This window comes from Caballeronia sp. INML3B (assembly GCF_023631305.1).
Taxonomy (GTDB): Bacteria; Pseudomonadota; Gammaproteobacteria; order Burkholderiales; family Burkholderiaceae; genus Caballeronia; species Caballeronia turbans.
In genome coordinates, this window is sequence record NZ_JALQDI010000039.1 from 50,982 (window position 1) to 70,192 (window position 19,211).

General features: G+C 65.1%; 12 protein-coding genes. 5 read left to right on the plus strand and 7 right to left on the minus strand.

The genetic code is table 11. The features are described 5' to 3' along the window. Nucleotides 1–203 precede the first annotated feature (203 nt). The 5 genes from glgB to NCS58_RS14635 all read right to left on the minus strand — a co-directional run bounded on the left by glgB (nucleotide 204) and on the right by NCS58_RS14635 (nucleotide 12,255). A complete protein-coding gene (gene glgB / locus NCS58_RS14615; protein ID WP_061118336.1) occupies nucleotides 204–2,429 on the minus strand; it encodes a 1,4-alpha-glucan branching protein GlgB in 2,226 nt (741 codons plus the stop codon). Beyond that, the gene (treS, locus tag NCS58_RS14620) at nucleotides 2,416–5,814 is read right to left on the minus strand and encodes a maltose alpha-D-glucosyltransferase (protein WP_409219287.1); all 3,399 of its coding nucleotides are present in this window, start codon (nucleotides 5,812–5,814) and stop codon (nucleotides 2,416–2,418) included. Before treS ends, glgB begins: the two co-directional genes overlap by 14 nt. An 82-nt stretch (nucleotides 5,815–5,896) precedes the next feature. Next, the gene (locus tag NCS58_RS14625; protein WP_086961058.1) at nucleotides 5,897–9,301 is read right to left on the minus strand and encodes a maltotransferase domain-containing protein; all 3,405 of its coding nucleotides are present in this window, start codon (nucleotides 9,299–9,301) and stop codon (nucleotides 5,897–5,899) included. A gap of 347 nt (nucleotides 9,302–9,648) precedes the next feature. After that, nucleotides 9,649–11,304: a glycogen synthase GlgA gene (gene glgA, locus NCS58_RS14630; RefSeq protein ID WP_061118382.1), complete on the minus strand. Its 1,656-nt coding sequence runs from the start codon at nucleotides 11,302–11,304 to the stop codon at nucleotides 9,649–9,651. Between the two features lie 294 nt (nucleotides 11,305–11,598). Beyond that, on the minus strand, nucleotides 11,599–12,255 hold the full coding sequence (locus tag NCS58_RS14635) for a DUF1345 domain-containing protein (protein WP_061118334.1): 657 nt from the start codon (nucleotides 12,253–12,255) through the stop codon (nucleotides 11,599–11,601). An 85-nt stretch (nucleotides 12,256–12,340) separates the two neighbouring features. Here NCS58_RS14635 and NCS58_RS14640 point away from each other — a divergent pair, with 85 nt between their 5' ends. The 5 genes from NCS58_RS14640 (at nucleotide 12,341) to NCS58_RS14660 (ending at nucleotide 18,001) form a co-directional block, all read left to right on the plus strand. Next, a complete protein-coding gene (locus NCS58_RS14640; RefSeq protein ID WP_061118333.1) occupies nucleotides 12,341–12,841 on the plus strand; it encodes a sugar dehydrogenase complex small subunit in 501 nt (166 codons plus the stop codon). 44 nt (nucleotides 12,842–12,885) lie between these two features. Beyond that, the gene (locus NCS58_RS14645; RefSeq protein ID WP_061118332.1) at nucleotides 12,886–14,481 is read left to right on the plus strand and encodes a GMC family oxidoreductase; all 1,596 of its coding nucleotides are present in this window, start codon (nucleotides 12,886–12,888) and stop codon (nucleotides 14,479–14,481) included. Then, on the plus strand, nucleotides 14,478–15,707 hold the full coding sequence (locus NCS58_RS14650; RefSeq protein ID WP_061118331.1) for a cytochrome c: 1,230 nt from the start codon (nucleotides 14,478–14,480) through the stop codon (nucleotides 15,705–15,707). Before NCS58_RS14645 ends, NCS58_RS14650 begins: the two co-directional genes overlap by 4 nt. A gap of 153 nt (nucleotides 15,708–15,860) precedes the next feature. Continuing rightward, nucleotides 15,861–16,598, plus strand: coding sequence for a metallophosphoesterase (locus NCS58_RS14655; protein ID WP_061118330.1), 738 nt, complete (start codon nucleotides 15,861–15,863; stop codon nucleotides 16,596–16,598). An 83-nt stretch (nucleotides 16,599–16,681) separates the two neighbouring features. Beyond that, on the plus strand, nucleotides 16,682–18,001 hold the full coding sequence (locus NCS58_RS14660) for a DNA topoisomerase IB (protein ID WP_061118381.1): 1,320 nt from the start codon (nucleotides 16,682–16,684) through the stop codon (nucleotides 17,999–18,001). 22 nt (nucleotides 18,002–18,023) lie between these two features. Here the strand turns inward: NCS58_RS14660 and NCS58_RS14665 are convergent, their stop codons facing one another. After that, on the minus strand, nucleotides 18,024–18,755 hold the full coding sequence (locus NCS58_RS14665) for an RES family NAD+ phosphorylase (RefSeq protein ID WP_061118329.1): 732 nt from the start codon (nucleotides 18,753–18,755) through the stop codon (nucleotides 18,024–18,026). Next, on the minus strand, nucleotides 18,755–19,192 hold the full coding sequence (locus NCS58_RS14670; protein ID WP_061118328.1) for an MbcA/ParS/Xre antitoxin family protein: 438 nt from the start codon (nucleotides 19,190–19,192) through the stop codon (nucleotides 18,755–18,757). The genes NCS58_RS14665 and NCS58_RS14670 overlap by 1 nt, the downstream gene beginning before the upstream one ends. Nucleotides 19,193–19,211: the final 19 nt, after the last annotated feature.

A 19,211-nucleotide genomic window follows, 5' to 3' on the forward strand; every position in this document is an offset into this window, starting at 1 on the left:
TCAGTTTATGCCTTTGTTTTGATGGGGTTTGGGGTTGTTGGGAGTTTGATTTGTGTCTGTTCGGTAGTGTTTTGCTACTGGGCCAGCTACACCGGTGGGCATGGCTTTTCAGCGTGCGCTTGCCAATTGCCCCGCAAACGGGCAACGCAATCAGACCGGACGCGCAACCCGAAGTCCGGCGCCGGCCACCCAAACGCAGCCCGTCAATCCGCCCGCAAAACGATCGTCGCCAACGGAGGCAGCGTCAGCGCCGCCGACTGCTCCCTCCCATGACTCGGATAGTCATCCGTATGAATGACCCCTCCATTCCCCGTATTCGACCCGCCATAAATCGAAGCATCGGAGTTGAAGACCTCGCTCCATCGCCCACGCCGCGGCAACCCGATTCGATAAGCCAGCCGCGGCACCGGCGTCATATTGCACACGACGACCAGATCGCGCCCCTCGGCATCCGTGCGCCGATACGCATACACGCTGTTCGCATTGTCATCGCCGACGATCCACTCGAAGCCGCGCGCATCGCTGTCCAGCTTGTGCAACGCAGGCTCGCTCGTATAAAGATGATTCAGATCACGCACGAGTTTCTGCAAGCCGCCATGCAGTGAATCGTCGAGCAGATGCCAGTGCGGCGATTCATCGTGATTGAACTCCGCGAATTGCCCGAATTCGCCGCCCATGAACAAGAGCTTCTTGCCCGGATGCGTCCACATGAAGCCGAAATACGCGCGCAGATTGGCGAATTTCTGCCAGCGGTCGCCCGGCATCTTGTTGATGAGCGATCCCTTGCCGTGCACCACTTCATCGTGCGACAAGGGCAGCACGAACCGCTCGGAATACGCATACACCATCCCGAAGGTATAGAGATGATGGTGATATTGCCGATAAACCGGATCTTCCTGCATGTAATGCAGCGTGTCGTGCATCCAGCCCATGTTCCACTTGAAATCGAAACCGAGGCCGCCGCTCTCGACACTCGCCGTCACACCCGGCCATGCGGTCGATTCCTCCGCCACCGTGATCGCGCCCGGAATCTGCCGCACTTCATGATTCAACCGCTTCAGGAACGCGATCGATTCGAGATTCTCGCGCCCGCCATAGATGTTCGGCACCCACTCGCCCGCCTTGCGCGAATAGTCGCGATAGAGCATCGACGCGACCGCATCGACGCGCAGGCCGTCGATGTGATAGCGCTTCAGCCACGCAAGCCCCGATGCGATCAGGAACGCGCTCACCTCGTTGCGGCCGAGGTTGTAGATCATCGTGTTCCAGTCCTGGTGGTAGCCCTCGCGCGGGTCCGCATGTTCGTAGAGCGGCGTACCGTCGAACTGCACGAGACCGTGCGCGTCGTTCGGAAAGTGCGCCGGCACCCAGTCGATGATCACGCCGAGCCCCGCCTCGTGCGCACGGTTCACGAACTCCGCGAACTGTTCCGGCGTGCCGAAGCGCGCGGACGGCGCGAACTGCCCGAGCGGCTGATAACCCCACGAACCGCCGAACGGATGCTCCGCGATCGGCATGAATTCGAGGTGCGTGAAGCCCATGCCCTTCGCATACGGAATCAGGCGCTCGGCAAGCTCGTGCCAGTTCATGCCGCGATTGGCTTCCTCGGGCACGCGCAGCCACGATTCGGCGTGCGCCTCGTAAATGGTGATCGGCGATTGCGGCGTCTGCTTGCCGCCGCGCGTGGCCATCCAGTCGGCATCGGTCCAGGCGTAATGATCGATCGCATCCGCATCCGCGACGACGGATGCCGTCGAAGGCGGCTTCTCGCTCTGCATCGCACAGGGATCGGCCTTCAGCGGCAACGTGTGGCCGTCGCGCGTGACGATCTCGTACTTGTAGCGCGTGCCCGCGCCGATGCCCGGAATGAACAGTTCCCACACGCCCGCGTCGTGACGCAGGCGCATGGGGTGACGTCGGCCGTCCCATGTGTTGAAGTCGCCGACCACGGACACACGCCGCGCATTCGGCGCCCACACGGCGAAGCGCACGCCCGCGACGTTGCCGTGCGTGACCGGCCGGGAGCCCAGGCACTCGAGCACCGCATATGGATCCGCGTGCGAGAGGCGCGCGAGCCATTCATCGGACAACACGGGGCCGAACGAGTACGTGTCGTGCGTTTCTTGCGGCGTGCCATGCCAGTCGACTTGCAGGCGATACGCCGTCGGCCTCTCGACGAAGCCCGCGTAAAGCCCTGCATCGTGGATGCGCGCGAGCGAGCCGATGTGCTCGCCGCTGCCCGAATCCGTCACGCTCACCGACGATGCGCCCGGCAGGAACACGCGCACGACATGCCCGCGATCGGTTTCATGCAGGCCGAGCATCGAGAACGGGTCGGGATGCCGGGCCTCGACGAGCGCGTCGATGTCGAGCGGATTCAGGCCGTGCGCGGGATTCCTGGAATCCGCCGGATCGCTACGATTGTTCATGGTGGGTTCCATCCGGATTGTCCTTGGTTGCTCCGAAGACGGGGCGCGTGCCCGGAGCGGGCGGCTCGCCCGTATCGCCCAGCAAGCGGCTCGCGAGCGACGCGAGACCCCGCAACGGAAGGCCGATCCAGGTCGGCCGGTTCGCTGCTTCGTAGCGGATTTCGTAAGCGGCCTTTTCGATCAGAAAGAGATCGAGCAACGCTTCGAAAACGTCTTCGGCCGCGATCGTTTCGGGCGACGATGCGATCGCCGCCGTGTACTCACGCAAGAAGCTCTCCTCGGCGAAGGCGCGCAGCCGTTCGAAGAGAGCGCGCTTGCGATCCGCCGTCTGGGCGGGCGCGTTCTCGGTCGTGGATTGCGCGGCCGCGCTCGCATACGACAGCGAACGCAGCAGCCCCGCGACGTCGCGCAGCGGGCTCGTCTTTCTGCGGCGCTCCTCGAGCGGGCGCGCGGGCTCGCCTTCGAAATCGATCAGATACGCATCGCCCTGCGCCATCAGCACCTGGCCCAGGTGGAAGTCGCCGTGGATGCGGATGCACAGCGCATCGGCGCCGGGCGCGACGAGTTTCTTCACGGCATCGACGAGCAGGGCGCGGCGATCGAGCAGGCTCTGCGCAAGGAAGCGGTCGTGCTCATTGAACTCGCCGACCTTTTGCGCAAGGATGTCGAGCGCCGATTCGAGCAGCTTCAGCGTGCCGTCGATCCAGCCGTTCACGTCCTCGGGCGTCGCGCGCTGCGGCGTGAAGGCTTCGTCCTCGGTCGGCGACGCGAGCGCGACATGCAATTCGCCCAGCCGCTTGCCGATGATGCCCGCGATGCTGCCGTAGCCCGAGAAGCCTTCCGCCTGCGCATCGCGCTCCGGCGTATGGTCCTCCGGTTCCACCGCGACCGCGAGTTCATCGACGGTGCGGCGCAGATAATCGAGCGCGTAGTTCCACGCATCGCCCTGATTGTCGATGAAGCCTTGCAGGATGATGAGCGTATGCGGCACGCCTTGCGGATCGACGCGCACGACTTCGCCATACAGCGGGCCGGTGTTCGCATAGCCGAGCTTCGTCAGATAGCGGCTCATTTCCGCTTCGGGATGAATGCCGCCGACGACACGCCGCACGAGCTTCAACACGACCTTGTCGCCGATCACGAGCGAGCTGTTGCTCTGCTCGGCCGCGAGCCAGCGGATCTCGGGCAGATCGGCGGGATAGTAGTTGAGCTCGTTGAGGCGCTCGGTGGGAATGAAGCGGATCTCGCTCTTTTGCACCGTCGGCACGACCGCGCGTTCCTTCAGTTTGCGCATCACGCCGTAGGTGAACTGCGGCACCGCGAACGCATCGGTCAGATGCCCGATGTTGCGGTTGCGGCGCACGCGCGCCAGCGCGAGCTGCATGTAGAGCGGCGAAGTCGTCTCGGTGCCCCACGCGATGGAAAGCGGCAGCACGTAGCGCTCGCAATGATCGCCGACATCGGCTTCGATCTCGGTGAAGGCAAAGCCCGCGCCTTCGATCGTCGTCAGCGCGGCGAGGCGCACGCCATGCAGCTTCTGATCCTTCGACGCGAACCAGCGGCGCTTGCTCAGGTAATTCGGCAGCACTTCCGATTCGAGCAGACGCACGTTCTCGGGCGTTGGTCCCGTCTGTCCCGCGCGAATCACCATCGTCACGAATTCGGGCAATTGCTCCGAGGGCGCCTGCGCCCACGCCGGCCGCATGTTGCCCGGGCACAACTGGAACCACAGAAAGCCGTACGGCGGGAAGGTCAGCAGATACGTGAGCTTGCCGATGGCCGGAAACGGCGAATCGGCGGTCATTTCCAGCGGCACCGATCCATCGAACTCCGACAGGTCGAGTTCCACCGCTTGCGGCGCGCGCGAAAGGTTCGCGACGCACAGAACCGGCGGCTCGCCTTCGAGCTCGCGCAGATACGCGAGGATCTTGCGATTCGCGGGCCGCAGGAAGCGGATCGTGCCGCGTCCGAACGCATGCTTCGAGCGACGCACAGCGAGCATCTTGCGCGTCCAGTTCAGCAGGGAATGAGGGTCGCGGCTTTGCGATTCGACGTTCACCGCGTCGTAGCCGTAGAGCGAACCCATCACCGGCGGCAACACGAGTTGCTCGGGATCGGCGCGCGAAAACCCGCCGTTTCGATCGGACGACCATTGCATCGGCGTGCGCACGCCGTCGCGGTCGCCCAAGTGGATGTTGTCGCCCATGCCGAGCTCGTCGCCGTAATAGATGACGGGCGTGCCGGGCATCGACAGCAGCAGCGAGTTGATGAGTTCGATGCGGCGGCGATCGCGCTCCATGAGCGGCGCGAGACGCCGGCGAATGCCGAGGTTCAGGCGCGCGCGGCGATCGCTCGCATACGTGTTCCACAGATAGTCCCGCTCGGAGTCAGTGACCATTTCGAGCGTGAGTTCATCGTGGTTGCGCAGGAAGATCGCCCATTGATTCGTCGTGCCGAGATCGGGCGTCTGCCGCATGATGTCGGTGATCGGAAAGCGGTCCTCGCTCGCGATGGACATGTAGATGCGCGGCATCAGCGGGAAGTGGAACGCCATATGGCATTCGTCTTCATCGCCGAAATATTCCTTCACGTCTTCCGGCCACTGGTTCGCTTCCGCGAGCAGCATGCGGTTCGGATACTCGGCGTCGATGGTCGCGCGAATCTTCTTCAGGATCGCGTGCGTCTCGGGCAGGTTCTCGTTGTTCGTACCTTCACGCTCGACGAGATAGGGCACCGCATCCAGCCGCAGCCCGTCGATGCCCATGTCGAGCCAGAAGCGCATCACGGACAGCACTTCCTTGATGACCGCGGGATTGTCGAAGTTCAGGTCGGGCTGGTGCGCATAGAAGCGATGCCAGTAGTACTGTCCCGCGACCGGATCGTGCGTCCAGTTCGACGGCTCCGTGTCGATGAAGATGATGCGCGTCTCTTCGTACTTCTTGTCCGTATCGGACCAAACGTAGTAGTTGCGATGATTCGAGCCCGGCTTCGCATGCCGCGCGCGCTGAAACCACGGATGCTGATCCGACGTGTGATTGATGACGAGCTCGGTGATCACGCGTATGCCGCGCGCATGCGCTTCCTGGATGAAGCGCTTGACGTCCGCGAGCGTGCCGTAGTCCGGATGCACGTTGCGGTAATCGGCGATGTCGTAGCCGTCGTCGCGGCGCGGCGATGGATAGAACGGTAGCAGCCAGATCGCATCGACGCCCAGTTCCGCGATGTAGTCGAGCTTCGCGAGCAGGCCGGGGAAATCGCCGATGCCGTCGTTGTTCGCATCGAAGAAAGACTTGATGTGAACCTGATAGATGATCGCGTCCTTGTACCAGAGCGGATCGTCGCTGAGAATCGAGGCTTTCTTGTTGCGCTTCACCCTTGTATCCACGGTTTCGCTCCAATGTCCTTATGGGCTGAATGCATCGCTATTCGCCCTTGTAATGGGTGTGCTCTCGTTCGCTACTGAGGATTCATCCTTCTGCATCCGGCTGCGGCTTCGGCAAGCCCCACGTCGGCGCAATGCGCCAGATCGCGAACGGCAGCGAATGCGGATTGAGACGAACGTGCTGACGCCGTCCGCGCCATTCGAATCGCTCGCCCGTCACCTGATCCTCGACCGTGAGTGCATCGCCCTCGCGCACGCCCCAGCGCTCGAGCGTCTGCCATGGCAACTCGATGTCCGCGCCCTGTTCATTGAACGGATCGAGATTGATCGCGACGAGCACGACGTTGTCCCGCGACGAATTCGCCTTCTCGAAGAACAGAATGTGATCGTTATGCGCGGGCAGGAAGTTCACGCCAAGATGCGTCTGCAGAGCGGGATTCGCGCGGCGAATGCGATTGAGCGCGGTGATCTCGGTCACGATGTTGCCGGGACGATTCCAGTCCCACGCCTTGATTTCGTACTTCTCGGAGTTGAGGTACTCCTCGCTGTTCGGCAGCGCGGCGGACTCGCAAAGCTCGAAGCCGCTGTACACGCCCCACAAGCCCGATAACGTCGCCGCCAGCGCCGCGCGAATCACGAAGCCCGGACGCCCCGAGCTTTGCAGAAAGCGCGGATTGATGTCCGGCGTATTCACGAAGAAGTTCGGGCGGAAGAATTCCTTCGCGTCGGTTTGCGTGAGATCGTGCATGTAGTCGATGAAATCGCGCTTGCTCTCGCGCCACGTGAAGTACGTGTACGACTGCGAGAAGCCGAGCTTGGCAAGACGATTCATCACGCGCGGCCGCGTGAACGCTTCGGCCAGGAAGATCACGTCGGGATGACGCGCGCGCACGTCGCCGATCACCCATTCCCAGAACGGGAACGGCTTCGTATGCGGATTATCGACGCGGAAGATGCGCACCCCCGCTGCGATCCAGTGCAGAAAGACGTCGCGCAATGCGATCCATAGCTCGGGCTTCGCGTCCTGCGCATAGAAGTCCGGATTCACGATGTCCTGATACTTCTTCGGCGGATTCTCCGCATAACGCAGCGTGCCGTCGGGACGCCATGCGAACCATGTCGGATGTTCCTTCAGCCACGGATGATCGGGCGAGCACTGCACCGCGAAATCGAGCGCGATTTCGAGACCATGTTCATGCGCGGCTTCGAGCATGCGCTTGAAGTCGTCGAGATTGCCGAGTTCCGGATGCACGGCGGTATGTCCGCCTTCCTTGCCGCCGATCGCATACGGGCTGCCCACATCGCCGGGACCTGCCGTCAGCGTGTTGTTCTTGCCCTTGCGGTTCGCGACGCCGATCGGATGAATCGGCGGGAAGTAGAGCACGTCGAAGCCCATCTGGCGGATGCGGGGCAGCTTGCCGATCACGTCGATGAACGTGCCGTGGCGGTTCACGTCGTCGCTCATCGAGCGCGGGAAGATCTCGTACCAGCTCGCGAAGCGCGCGGCGGCGCGTTCCGCATCGACGCGATACACGACCGGATCGCGCGACAGAAACGGACGATGCCGCGCGGCTGCGACGGCCTTCGCGGTCGCCGGCGCGAGCGTGAGTTCGAGCTTGCGCGCGTCGTCGGCTTTCGTGAACTCCTTGACGATCGCGTCGAGCGGGGCGCTGTTGCTGTCGGCGTCGTCGGCGGTCTTGACTTCGGCGAGGATCAGCGCGAACAGATGCTTCGCTTCCTCGACTTCCAGCTCGACGGTCTGCCCGGCCTTCAGCTTCTTCTGCATGTGATCGACGAGCGACGCGTAATCGTCGCGCCACGCCATGACGACGAATTCGTGCCGGCCCACGCGTTCGAGCGGAATGCGCGCGGACCACAGATCGAGTCCGGCGGGCTGCACGGCGCGCATCGGCGCTTCGTGCCAGACGGTTTCGTCGGCGGCGCGCCATTGCACGGCGGCGGCGATCTTGTCGTGACCTTCCGCGAAGATCGCGGCCTGAATCTCCACTGCCTCGCCGACGATGCGCTTGGCCGGAAAGCGCCCATGATCGACCGAAGGCGTCACGCTTTCGATCGAGACGCGCGGCGCGGCGATTGCCTCGGTCACCGCTTTCTTGTCCGCGGCCTTCGCGCCGCGCTTCACCTGCGGCTGCGCGAGCAGGATGAACGGCTCGGCCTCGGCGCGAAAGAGCCGCACTTCGCCCGCCCTGAGCGAAAACGGCGCGAGCCGTTCGGCCTTGCCCATGGAATCGTCGATGAGCGCAAAGCGCGTGTAGTTGCCCGGCACCGATTCGAGCAGATGCAGCGTATCGACATGCACGGGCGCGACGAGATCGGGATTGATCACGGCCAGCACGGCGTCGTTGCTATGGCGCAAATCGCCGCCATCCGCGCGGATCAACGCAGCGTACGGCGTGCCCGCGCCCGTCAGCGCCCGCAGTTCACCGACGCTCGACAGCGTGCCGACGTTGCGCTGCAAGTCGTTCGCGCGTTTGACGCGCGCCGTGAGGTCGATGCGCTTCTCGTTCTTCGCCCGCTCGTATTCGGCTGCGATGCCATATTGCGGCGACATCGGCAGGCCGACGCCATACTCGAAACCCATCGGCACCATGATGCCGGTGCCGAGCGCGGCGGCGGTGTCGAGCGCGCGTGTGTACGCGCGTTCGACGAGCGCGGTGTCGCTCGTATCGGAGAGATCGCTGATGAGCCGCGTGCCGAACGGATCTTCCGGAAACGTGATCGGCGATGCGATGCGCGACAGTGCCGCGTGCTCGTCGAAGAGCCACGCGCTCTTGAAATCCCACCAGCGCGTCGAGGCGAACACGGCATCGAATGCGGCATCGGCGAGACCGTGCAGATCATGGCGCGTGACGCCCACGGTCCATGCGAGCCAGCGTGTCTCGGGATGCTTCTCGCGCACCGCGGCGCCGAGCCTGCGCCATACGTGCGCCGGCACCGCGTGCGGCGAATCGAAGCGAAAGCCGCCCACGCCCGCATCGGCGAGCAGGTTCAGCTCGCGTGCCCACCATTCGGTCAGATGATGCGCGGCCTCGCCATCGGCGAAGTTCGCCCGCGCGACATCGCGCTGACGCGGCGGCTTGCGCGGATCGAGCCGCGCATCGGCGCTCTCGAAGGGCTGGAACCAGTGTTTGTTGTCCTGATAGAGGCCGCCTTCCGCGCTCACGCGGTCGATCACGATATCGACAAGCAGCGTGAGCTCGTGCTTCTTCGCGGCGTCGGCGAGCTGGCGCAGGCCATCGGCTGCGCTCATATCGGATTCGAAAACGGCATGCAGCCGATGATGATCCGCGACGGCCTCGCGATGCCCGTTGCTCCCGGGCATGAATGGCGAGCCGATCAGGACGTGATCGAAGCCAAGCGCGGCCGCGTGCTCGAACTGGGCGGGCCAGTTCGCGAGCGGGCCGACGAGCAGGGGATCGATGAAGTAGATACGCGGCGCGTACGCATGATGAGCTTGATGGTTTTCCATCGTTCGTCTTTTCCAGAGTCGTCCTGCGGTGGCGGGGATGCGGGCATCAATCGCGATCACGCTCACGGGCCAAACTGCTGAAGAGCCGGTCCGCACATACGGAATCGCGCGGACGTCAGGCGGAACTCAGATTACACCCTGGCGCCGCGTGAATCGACGCCGGCCTGGCCGCTTGTCGCGATGCACCGTGCATCGTGCGCTGGTCACGCTCACGGTAGGCGCCACGATCCCAAGTGATTTCCTTCGGTTCGCACGGGGCGAGGCAGCAGTTTGCGTGCCTCGCCCGGCGAGTGCCCGGTTCAGCTTTGCATCAAGGCACTACTATGGAACAACTGCGCCGCGTATGCTCATGCGGTGCGCGCAAGCGAACGCGCGTCCTGCACTTGCGCGGGCGCGGTTGCCTGCATGAGCTCGGGAACGCGGCGCGTGCGCAACGTCGAGCGGCTCGGGCGCGCGTCGCTCAGGCCGACGTACAGTGCGACCATCGTCGTCACGGCTTCGTTCCATCCGAAATCGCAGGACATCGCGTTGCGCTGCAGCGCGCGCCACACTTGCGGACGCATGTAGGCATCGAGCGCGCGGCTCGCGGCGTCGATGACATCGTCGGCGCGTTCGCCGTCGAAGAGAAAGCCCGTAGGCGCATGTGCGGCGCGCGGTGCCGCGATCGACGCGATGGGCGTGTCGTGCGTGCCGTCGCGCAGATACGCCGAGGGACGCAGCACGTCGCGCACGTCATGTTCCGCGTTCTGCGCCGCATCGACGATGGTGTCGGCGAGGCCGCCCACGCGCGAGGCGATCGGCAGCGTGCCGTAGCGCATGGCATACATCTGCGTGAGGCCGCACGGCTCGAAGCGGCTGCCGTGCAACAGGAGATCCGCGCCCGCGTGCAAGGCATGCGCGCGCCGTTCGTCATATCCGATATACACGCCCACGCGATCCGGCCATTCCTGCGCGAGCTTCCTGAAGCCCGCCTCGATATACGCCTCGCCCTTGCCGATCACCGCGAGTTGCAGGCGCGGATGTTTCTCGAGCAGCCGGGGCAGCGCTTCGAGCGCGACATCGGCGAGCTTCTGGCCGGTCATGCGGCTGCCGATTGCCATGAGCGGCGCGAAAGGATCGACGGGCAGGCCGAACCTGCGTTGCAGCGCGCGCTTGCAGGCGTGCTTGCCGCGCATGTCGTCGAATGAATAGTTGCGTTCGATGAGCGGGTCCGTGGCGGGATTCCACGTCTGTTCGTCGATGCCATTGACGACGCCCACCAATTTGTCCGCGCAGCTTTGCAGCACGCCTTCCATCAGATGCCCGAAGCGCGGCGTGAGGATTTCGCGTGCGTAGGTTTCAGAGACGGTCGTCACGCGATCGGCGTGCACGATGCCCGCTTTCATCAGACTCAGCGCGCCATAGAACTCGATGCTCTTCGGATCGCTCAACGCATGCACGAGCCACTTTTGCGGCACGCCGAGCGACGCACCAAGCGAGAGCGCGTAGTTGCCCTGGAATGCAAGATTGTGGATCGTGAATACGCTCTTCGCGTGCACGCCCGCGTGTTTCATCAGAAGCGGCGTCAGGCCGGTATGCCAGTCGTGGGCATGAACGACGTCGGGCTTCTTCACGCCGCGCACGCCTTCGGCGATCTTGACGGCGGCCGCCGAGAGCATCGCGAAGCGGATCGCGTTGTCCGGATAGTCGCGGCCCTGCGCATCCTGATAAAGGCCGGTGCGCGCATAGAGCGCATCGGCGCGCAGCAGCAACACCGGCACGCCGGTATCGGGCATGCGGCCGCGCAACAGTGCTGCATCGCCACCGGGCAGGCCCGTAAGCGTGCCCACCTTGCTCAGACCTTCAGCCTGAGCAATCGCATTCGGGTAGGCGGGGAGCAGGATGGTGGCGTCGACGCCGGCTTCGCGCAGCGCGGCAGCATAGGCGCTGACCATGTCGCCGAGTCCGCCGGTCTTGGCGAGCGGGACGGCTTCGGAGGCGACCAGCAGAACATTCAAAGGCAAAGTGGGGCTCCTGAGCAAGAGGAACGCGCGGACGGCAAGCCGCGCATGCGAGCGCTGATCGAGGTTTCGTCTGAAATAGCTGGCGCAATTCAGCAATCGCTGTGCCACGCGCGCGCGTGCATGTGCGGTGCAGCACATTCGTGTGCGGCCATGGCATGCCGAGACCGCCGGCGCACGGCGCCGGCCAGGCACGAAGCTGCACGAACGTGCCGCGTGTAAAACTGACAGCGGCGTGCGTCGCGTTTTTACACGGCGTATCCGAAGAGCTTATGGAGCGCGCGTGACAGCGTCGTTTCAGCCGCCGACCATGCTCGCGGCGATGTTGATCGAGAGCCCGAGCACCGCGAGATTGAAGAAGAAAGACAAGACCGACTGCGCGAGCGCGGTGCGGCGCGCGGATGTCGATGCAAGCGAGACGTCGGCGGTTTGAGAGGCGACCGCGATGGTGAAGGAGAAGTAGAGGAAGTCCCAGTAATCGGGCTTCAGATGCCGGTCGGGAAACCTGAGGGCGGGATCGTTATCGGGCGACTGATAGTAATGCCGTGCGTAGTGCAGCGTGAACATCGTCGGGATCAGGAGCCAGGCGCCGAGCATCGTCGCGCCGGTCAGGACGTAATGCAGCACCGCTCCCGCGCCCAGGTTCTTCGCGGTCGATAACTCGAAGACGATCGCCACGATGCTCGCGAGTGCCGCGACGCTCACGACCATCAGGACCGTCGCGGCGTTTTCGTCCTCGCGTTCGGCAAGCGCCTGCACGTCGCTCTGGCGCGCGGTCGCCATCTTGAGCCAGATCAGCACGAGATAGAGCCACACCGCCGCGTCCCAGCCGATCAGCGCGCGCGCGGTCGGGCGCACGTGCGCCGGAACCAAAGCGGCGACGACGCAACCAATCAGGAGGCCGACCAGGGCGCGCGGCCGGTAGCGCAGAACGGGCGGGAGAATCTGCTTCATTTCGTTTCTATCCGCGTGAGAGCCAGCCTTCGCTCGATGCCTGCGATTATTGCCCGGTCACCTTTCGGCAAGCTGAGGAAAGCGCATGAAAACGTCCGAGCGCGTGTCGTTCGCGATGCGGCGGGGCCTCGTGGCGGGCGGGTGCGCGTTCGCCGCGTGGGCGTCGCTGCCTGCGCGCGCTCAACAGCAGTCGCGCGCGCCCGGGTTCGATGCGTTCGTCGCGGTATCGGCGAGGCTCACAGGCCGCACGAGCTTCGATCCGCTTCTGGCCGACCGCGTGCATGCGGCGCTCGTCCGGCACGTTCCCGAGTTCGCCGCGAAGATCGCCGCGCTCGACCAATGGATTGCGACGCACGGCGGCACACCGACCGACGTCATCACGGCCGCGCTGGAAACCACGCGCCCCGAGCTCGCGAAGACGGTGGGTGCGGTGATGCGTGCGTGGTATCTCGGCGTCGTCGGCGAGCCGCCGCATGTCGAGGTCGTTGCGTACGAACGCGCACTGATGTTCGATCCCGTCGGCGACATGCTCACGATTCCCTCATACTGCCGCGGCGAGCCCGCCGACTGGGCGCGCAAGCCCTGAGCGGCCGGCGCGCAGGCATCACGACCAAGGACAAAGGCGCGCGCATGGCGGGTTCCACTTCGGCGGATGTGGTCGTCGTCGGATCGGGCGTGGCGGGCAGTCTCGTCGCGTATCGGCTGGCGAAGGCGGGCGCGTCGGTGATCCTGCTCGAAGCGGGGCCGCGTCTCGCGCGCTGGCAGATCGTCGACAACTTTCGCCGCGTCGCCGACAAGCGCGACCTGTGCGCGCCATATCCGCTTCTGCGTCACGCGCCTCGCCCCGAGCCGATGAATCCGGGCGCATATCTCATCGATCGCGGCACGACCCCGTATCGACCGCAATATCTGCGGCTCGTCGGCGGCACCACGTGGCACTGGGCGGGCGCCGCCTGGCGTCTGTTGCCCGCCGATTTTCGCGTGAAGTCGCTGTACGGCGTCGGGCGCGACTGGCCGTTTCCCTACGAGACGCTCGAGCCCTGGTACGGTCAGGCCGAAGTCGAGCTGGGCGTTGCGGGCCCGGATCTCGATCTCGGCTCGCCGCGCTCGACGCCTTATCCGATGACCGCGCTGCCGCTCTCATGGATGGACCGGCGTGTGGCGGACGTGCTCGGCGCGCAGTCGTTGCGCGTCGTGCCCGAGCCGATGGCGCGCAATAGCCGCCCATACGACGCGCGCCCCGCGTGCTGCGGCAACAACAATTGCATGCCGATTTGCCCGATCGGCGCGCTTTACCACGCCGCCACGCATGCCGACAAAGCCGAGCGCGCGGGCGCGGCGCTGATCGCGCAGGCAGTCGCGTATCGCGTCGAGGCCAACGATCGCGGCGACATCGTCGCGATCCATTACAAGGACCCGAACGGCCAGAGCACGCGCGTGACGGGCAAGCGCTTCGTGATCGCGGCGAACGGCATCGAAACGCCCAGGCTTCTTCTGATGTCGACGTCGGCGCGCTATCCCAAGGGCATCGCCAATGGCTCGGATCAGGTCGGACGTAACCTGATGGATCATCCCGGCGCGAGCGTGAGCTTTCTCGCGAACGAGGCGCTGTGGCCGGGGCGCGGGCCGGTGGAAATGAGCTCGATCGTCGACTTTCGCGACGGGCCGTTTCGCGCGCAGCAGGCGGCGAAGAAGCTGCATCTGTCGAACGCGGCGCCCACGCTCGCCGTCACCTGGAACCTGCTCGGCAAAGGGCTGACGGGCGGCGAACTCGACCGGCAGATCCGCGAGCAGTGCGCGCGCAGGCTCACGTTCGGTAGCTTCCACGAGCAATTGCCATCGGGCGCGAATCGCGTGACGCTGTCGGCGCAAAAGGATGCGCTCGGCTTGCCGCGTCCGGAAATCGCCTATGCGATCGACGACTACGTGCGCAAGAGCGCCGCCGATACGCGCGCGCTGTTCGGTCGCATTGCCGGCATGTTCGACGGCACCGAGATCGAATACGACGATTCGCTCGGCGCGAGCAGCCACATCATGGGCACGGCGATCATGGGCCGCGATCCGGGCGATGCCGTCGTCGATGCCGAATGCCGCGCGCACGATCATGCGAATCTTTTCATCGCCGGCAGCGCGGTGATGCCCGCGGGCGGTTCGGTCAATTGCACGTTGACGATCGCGGCGCTCGCGCTGCGGCTCGCCGGCACGATCGAAACGTCGTTGCGATGAACGCGCGATTCACGGGCGTGTTCGTCCTCCTGGCTTGTCTGCTCAGCCCTGCCAACGCGCAAACCAAAGCCGCTCAAGGCGAGTATCTCGTGCGCGCGGGCGGCTGCATGAGCTGCCATACCGCCGATCCCGCGCGGCCGTTCGCGGGCGGCAGGCCGATCGCGACGCCGTTCGGCAACGTGTATGCGCCGAACATCACGAGCGACCGGGAAACGGGCATCGGCGCATGGACCGACGCGCAGTTCATCCGGGCGATGCGTGAGGGCATCGGACGCAACGGCGAGCGGCTCTATCCCGCGTTTCCGTACACCGCGTACACGCTGCTTTCGGACGCCGATCTCCTCTCGATGCGCGCCTGGCTCGCAACCGTGCCGCCCGTGCGCACCGCGAGGCCGCGCAACGCGCTCTCGTTTCCCTTCGACCAGCGCTGGCTGATGACGCTGTGGAATCTGTTCAATTTTTCGCCGGGACGCTTCGTTGCCGATCCGTCGAAGAGCGCGGAGTGGAATCGCGGGGCGTATCTCGTCGAGGGGCTCGGGCATTGCGGCGAGTGCCACACACCGCGCAACTGGCTCGGCGGACTGGACCGGAGTGAGCGGCTCGGCGGCGCGACGATCGCGGGCTGGCAGGCAGGCAACCTCACGCCCGAACGCGTGGCGGGCATCGGCGCATGGCGCGACGACGAACTGCTGCGCTTTCTGTCGACGGGCGCGGCGCCCGGCCGTGCCTACGCGCTCGGACCGATGGCGGAGGTCGTCGCCACGAGCACGCAATTTATGACGACCGCCGATCTGCGCGCGATGATCACGTATCTGCGCGCCGTGCCGCCGGTCGCGGTGAAGGCGGCGCGCGTGCGCACGAGCTTCGGTCGGCCGGCACGCACGGACATCACGGCGCTCGACAGCGACGGCGCACGGCTCTACGCGGCCGCCTGCGCGAGTTGTCACGGCGTGACGGGCGAGGGTGGCAAGTCGTTTCCCTCACTCGTGCACGACAGCGTGACCGGCGCACTTGGCATCGCGACGACGAACAATCTCGTCCTCGTGATCCTGCACGGCGTGAATCGTCAGACGCGCGACGCCCATGCCCAGATGCCGGCGTTCGGCGCGCAACTGACGGACGAAGAGATCGCGGCGCTGGCCAACTTCATCACGCGCCAGTTCGGTGATCCACGCGCAACGACCGATGCAAAAACGGTCGCGCGGCTGCGCGCGATAGCGCAATAAATACGGGTTGAATCGACGGCGCGCAGCAGCTTTTACGCGCGTATCCAGCGCGCCGGTAACGCCCGTGTAACGAGTGTCGATGCGGCTTGCAGATTGCTTGCAAAAGCGAGCCAGGCCTCACACCTTGTCATTGAGCAGCGCTATCATCGGCGCATGAATGGTCCTACCTATCCTATCGTTTGCAGGCATCCCGCCAATGATATCGGCCGCGATTTCGTGGTCGGCGATCTGCATGGCTGCATGGATGCGCTGCGCTATCTTCTGCACGAAATCGGCTTCGATGGTGCGCGGGACAGGCTGTTCTCCGTCGGCGATCTGGTCGATCGCGGCACCGACTCGCGCGCGGCCATCGATCTCATCGACAAGCCGTGGTTCTATCCCGTGCTCGGCAATCACGAGGATTCGCTGATCTCGGTCGCGACCGGCACGATGCGCCGTCAGTCGTGGTACGCGATCGGCGGCGCGTGGGCAGACGCGATTCCCGACGATCAACTCGCCGTGCTCGCGGCGCGGCTCGCGAAGTTGCCGCTCGTGCGCATCGTCGGCGAAGGTGAACGGCGCTTCAACGTGCTGCATGCGGAGTTTTTCGGCAACGACGCCGAACTCGACGCCGGCGATTTCCATGAAGACGTGCGCACGCAGATTCTGTGGGGCCGCGCCCTCGCGCTCGGTCAGGCGGACCCGCAGCAACAGCTCGGGCTGTCGCCGACCTACTGCGGCCATACGCCGACGCGCGCCGTGAAGCAGATCGGCTCGCAGATTTACATCGATACGTGCGCGTTCGCGCCGGAAGGCCGTCTCACGATCGTTCAGGCCGGCACCGAAGAGCGCTGGTCCGTGAAGGAGCGCTGGGCCGCCTCCGAGGGCGCGCGGGAGCTTGCGCTGCCCTGACGTCCGCCACGGCTTCGCGCAGGCGGCACGCGCGTTGCTCGGTGCTTCGCCATGAATCGAACGTCAATCAGGCGAGGCGCGCGGTGGCGAGAACGAGAACGAGCGACGAGACAGGCGGCGGATCCGGCGACGCACGGACGGGCGCCTTGCAGGGCTGCCCCGAGGATTTGCCGCCGGGCCTGCGCTACATGGACGATTCGCGGCGCGGCTACACGCGCGAGTGGATCGACGGGGCGTTCGCGTACTTCAACACGCAAGGCAAGCGAATCGATGACGAAGCCGAGATTCGCCGCATCAATGCGCTCGCCATTCCGCCCGCTTATACCGATGTCTGGATCTGCCCCGACTCGCGCGGACATCTCCAGGCGACGGGGCGCGATGCGCGCGGGCGCAAGCAATATCGCTATCACCCGCAGTGGCGCGAAACCCGCGACGCCAACAAGTACGAGCGCATGCTCGCGTTTTCCGTCGTGCTGCCGAAGCTGCGTGCGCGCGTTACGCGCGATCTGTCGCTCGACGGCATGCCGCGCGACAAGGTGCTCGCGACCGTCGTGCGTTTGCTCGACACGACGCTCATTCGCGTGGGCAGCGAGGAATACGCGCGCGAGAACCGCTCATACGGGCTGACGACGTTGCGCAAGCGCCACCTCAAAGTGTCGGCGGGAACGTTGAGGTTCAGGTTCCGCGGCAAAAGCGGCATCGAGCACGATGTCGCGGTGAGCGACGCGCGGGTTGCGCGCATCGTCAAGCGGTGCATGGACTTGCCGGGACAGGATCTGTTCCAGTATCTCGATGCGGACGGCACGCGCCACTCGGTCTCTTCATCCGACATCAACGATTATCTGCGCGAGATCACGGGTGCGGACTTCACCGCGAAGGACTATCGCACGTGGGCCGGCAGCGTGTTCGCGCTCGCGGCGCTCAGGCGGCTGAAATGGGAGACCGTGACGGAGGCGCGCAGGCATGTCGTCGGCACGATCAAGGAAGTCGCGCAACTGCTGCGCAATACGCCTGCCGTATGCCGCAAATGTTATGTGCATCCTGCCGTGATCGACGCATTCGAGGCCGGCGAGCTTGCCGAGACGATGCCCGCGTCGCGCCGCCGCGGACTCAGGACCGACGAGGCCGCGCTCGCCATCTTCCTCGAGAAGGAAGCGAAACGCCGCACGCGCGAGGCGGCCCGCAAGAACCGCAAGGGCGAGGCGATGAACGACACGCGCCTGACCCGGCTGCTCTCGGAATCGAGCCGCAAGGCGCGCGCCGGCGGGCTCAAGGCGAGCGGCAAGAACGCGGCATCGCAGGCGCTGGAGCATGTCGCGAAGAAGCCGGCGGGGAAGGCTGCGCGCCCGGCGTCGAAGAAGCTCGCGCGCACGCGGACCGAGACGGCGATAGCGATCCGCTGAAGCGTGTGAAACGTTTGCCCGCTCAGCCGACCTGGTTCAGCTCGAAGACATAATCGATCGCCTCGCCGTTCCAGTTGTATTCCAGATACGCCGCGTGCCGGCAATCACGCAGCATCGTCGTGCGAAAGGCGGCGAGACATTCGCCTTGCGGATCGCGCACCGATGGATACACGATTCCCGGCGCGCTCGCCGTGCGCACTGCGCGTCCGAGCGCCTTGCCCGGGCCGTAGTCGTCCGGTGCGAGAATGCGCGCATCGAGGCCGGCCCGCTCGATCGCGTCGCCGCGCAGATCGACGACTTCGCCGTGCGCCATCACCGTATAGAGCCGCATCTGCTGGCGTAGCGGAGCCTCGTTCGTCGCCGCGAGAAAGAGCCCGGCGTGATAGCGCGTTTCAGCGATCGCGGTCTGCCGTTCGCGTCCGCAATAGAACACGCCGTAGCTGCCGTCGGAGAAGCGGCTGCCGTTCGGATTCAAATGCGTGAACGCGGCCATGATCGGCCCGCAGCCCGGCCCGAAGCAGCGTTCGTCCGGCGGCACGAGATCGAGTTCGCCGATTTCGGTGCGCAGGCGGTCGTTGGTCATCGCCTCGAGCGCATAGAGCGCTTCGAAATCCTGCGGCGAGGCGACGCGGTCGAACAGGTTGACGGCGGGAAAACGCGTGGGAATCACGCGATACGCGGGCGACCAGCCGATGAGGCTGTGCGGCCACTGTTCGCGCCAGTTCGATGTGTCCTTGCGAAATGCAATTCCCATCACGCCCAGCCGCCTCGCATCGCGTCGAGGTATTGGCGCACGGCGACGAGATCGCTGATATTGCCCGCCAGGAGGCGGTCGATCGCTGGATGTCCACCGAAGGGCGGCGCGGCGTTGGGACGGCGGATCCAGGTATCGGCGGCTTTCGGGTCCGGCAAAAGGATCTGGAGCGCCTTGTAGATGCCGAGAATCAGCGAGAGGCGCTCCAGGGTGTCGCGCCCGAGCCGCGCGGATTGCGGCGCGGCCTTCCATTTGAAGAAGGTGGAACGCCCCGGGGAGCCGAGCAGCGTGATCTGCTCTTCGGCCGATAGCTCCCAGTCACGGGCGATGTTGAAGAACGCGCGTAAGCCGGCGGCGGAAAGATCGCTCGAATCGAGCGCCGGACGCGGCGCCGGGGCGCGAGCCGGCGAGTGTTCGGCGCGTGCGGCGTTGGACATGTCGTTAAGTCTCCAAAGG

Bases quoted from the DNA above. Each gene is read 5' to 3' on its own strand.
- NCS58_RS14625 (WP_086961058.1), bottom strand. From the start codon at position 9,301: ATGGAAAACCATCAAGCTCATCATGCGTACGCGCCGCGTATCTACTTC.
- NCS58_RS14655 (WP_061118330.1), top strand. From the start codon at position 15,861: ATGAATGGTCCTACCTATCCTATCGTTTGCAGGCATCCCGCCAATGAT.
- NCS58_RS14640 (WP_061118333.1), top strand. From the start codon at position 12,341: ATGAAAACGTCCGAGCGCGTGTCGTTCGCGATGCGGCGGGGCCTCGTG.
- NCS58_RS14635 (WP_061118334.1), bottom strand. From the start codon at position 12,255: ATGAAGCAGATTCTCCCGCCCGTTCTGCGCTACCGGCCGCGCGCCCTG.
- glgB (WP_061118336.1), bottom strand. From the start codon at position 2,429: ATGAACAATCGTAGCGATCCGGCGGATTCCAGGAATCCCGCGCACGGC.
- NCS58_RS14670 (WP_061118328.1), bottom strand. From the start codon at position 19,192: ATGTCCAACGCCGCACGCGCCGAACACTCGCCGGCTCGCGCCCCGGCG.
- NCS58_RS14650 (WP_061118331.1), top strand. From the start codon at position 14,478: ATGAACGCGCGATTCACGGGCGTGTTCGTCCTCCTGGCTTGTCTGCTC.
- NCS58_RS14665 (WP_061118329.1), bottom strand. From the start codon at position 18,755: ATGGGAATTGCATTTCGCAAGGACACATCGAACTGGCGCGAACAGTGG.
- NCS58_RS14645 (WP_061118332.1), top strand. From the start codon at position 12,886: ATGGCGGGTTCCACTTCGGCGGATGTGGTCGTCGTCGGATCGGGCGTG.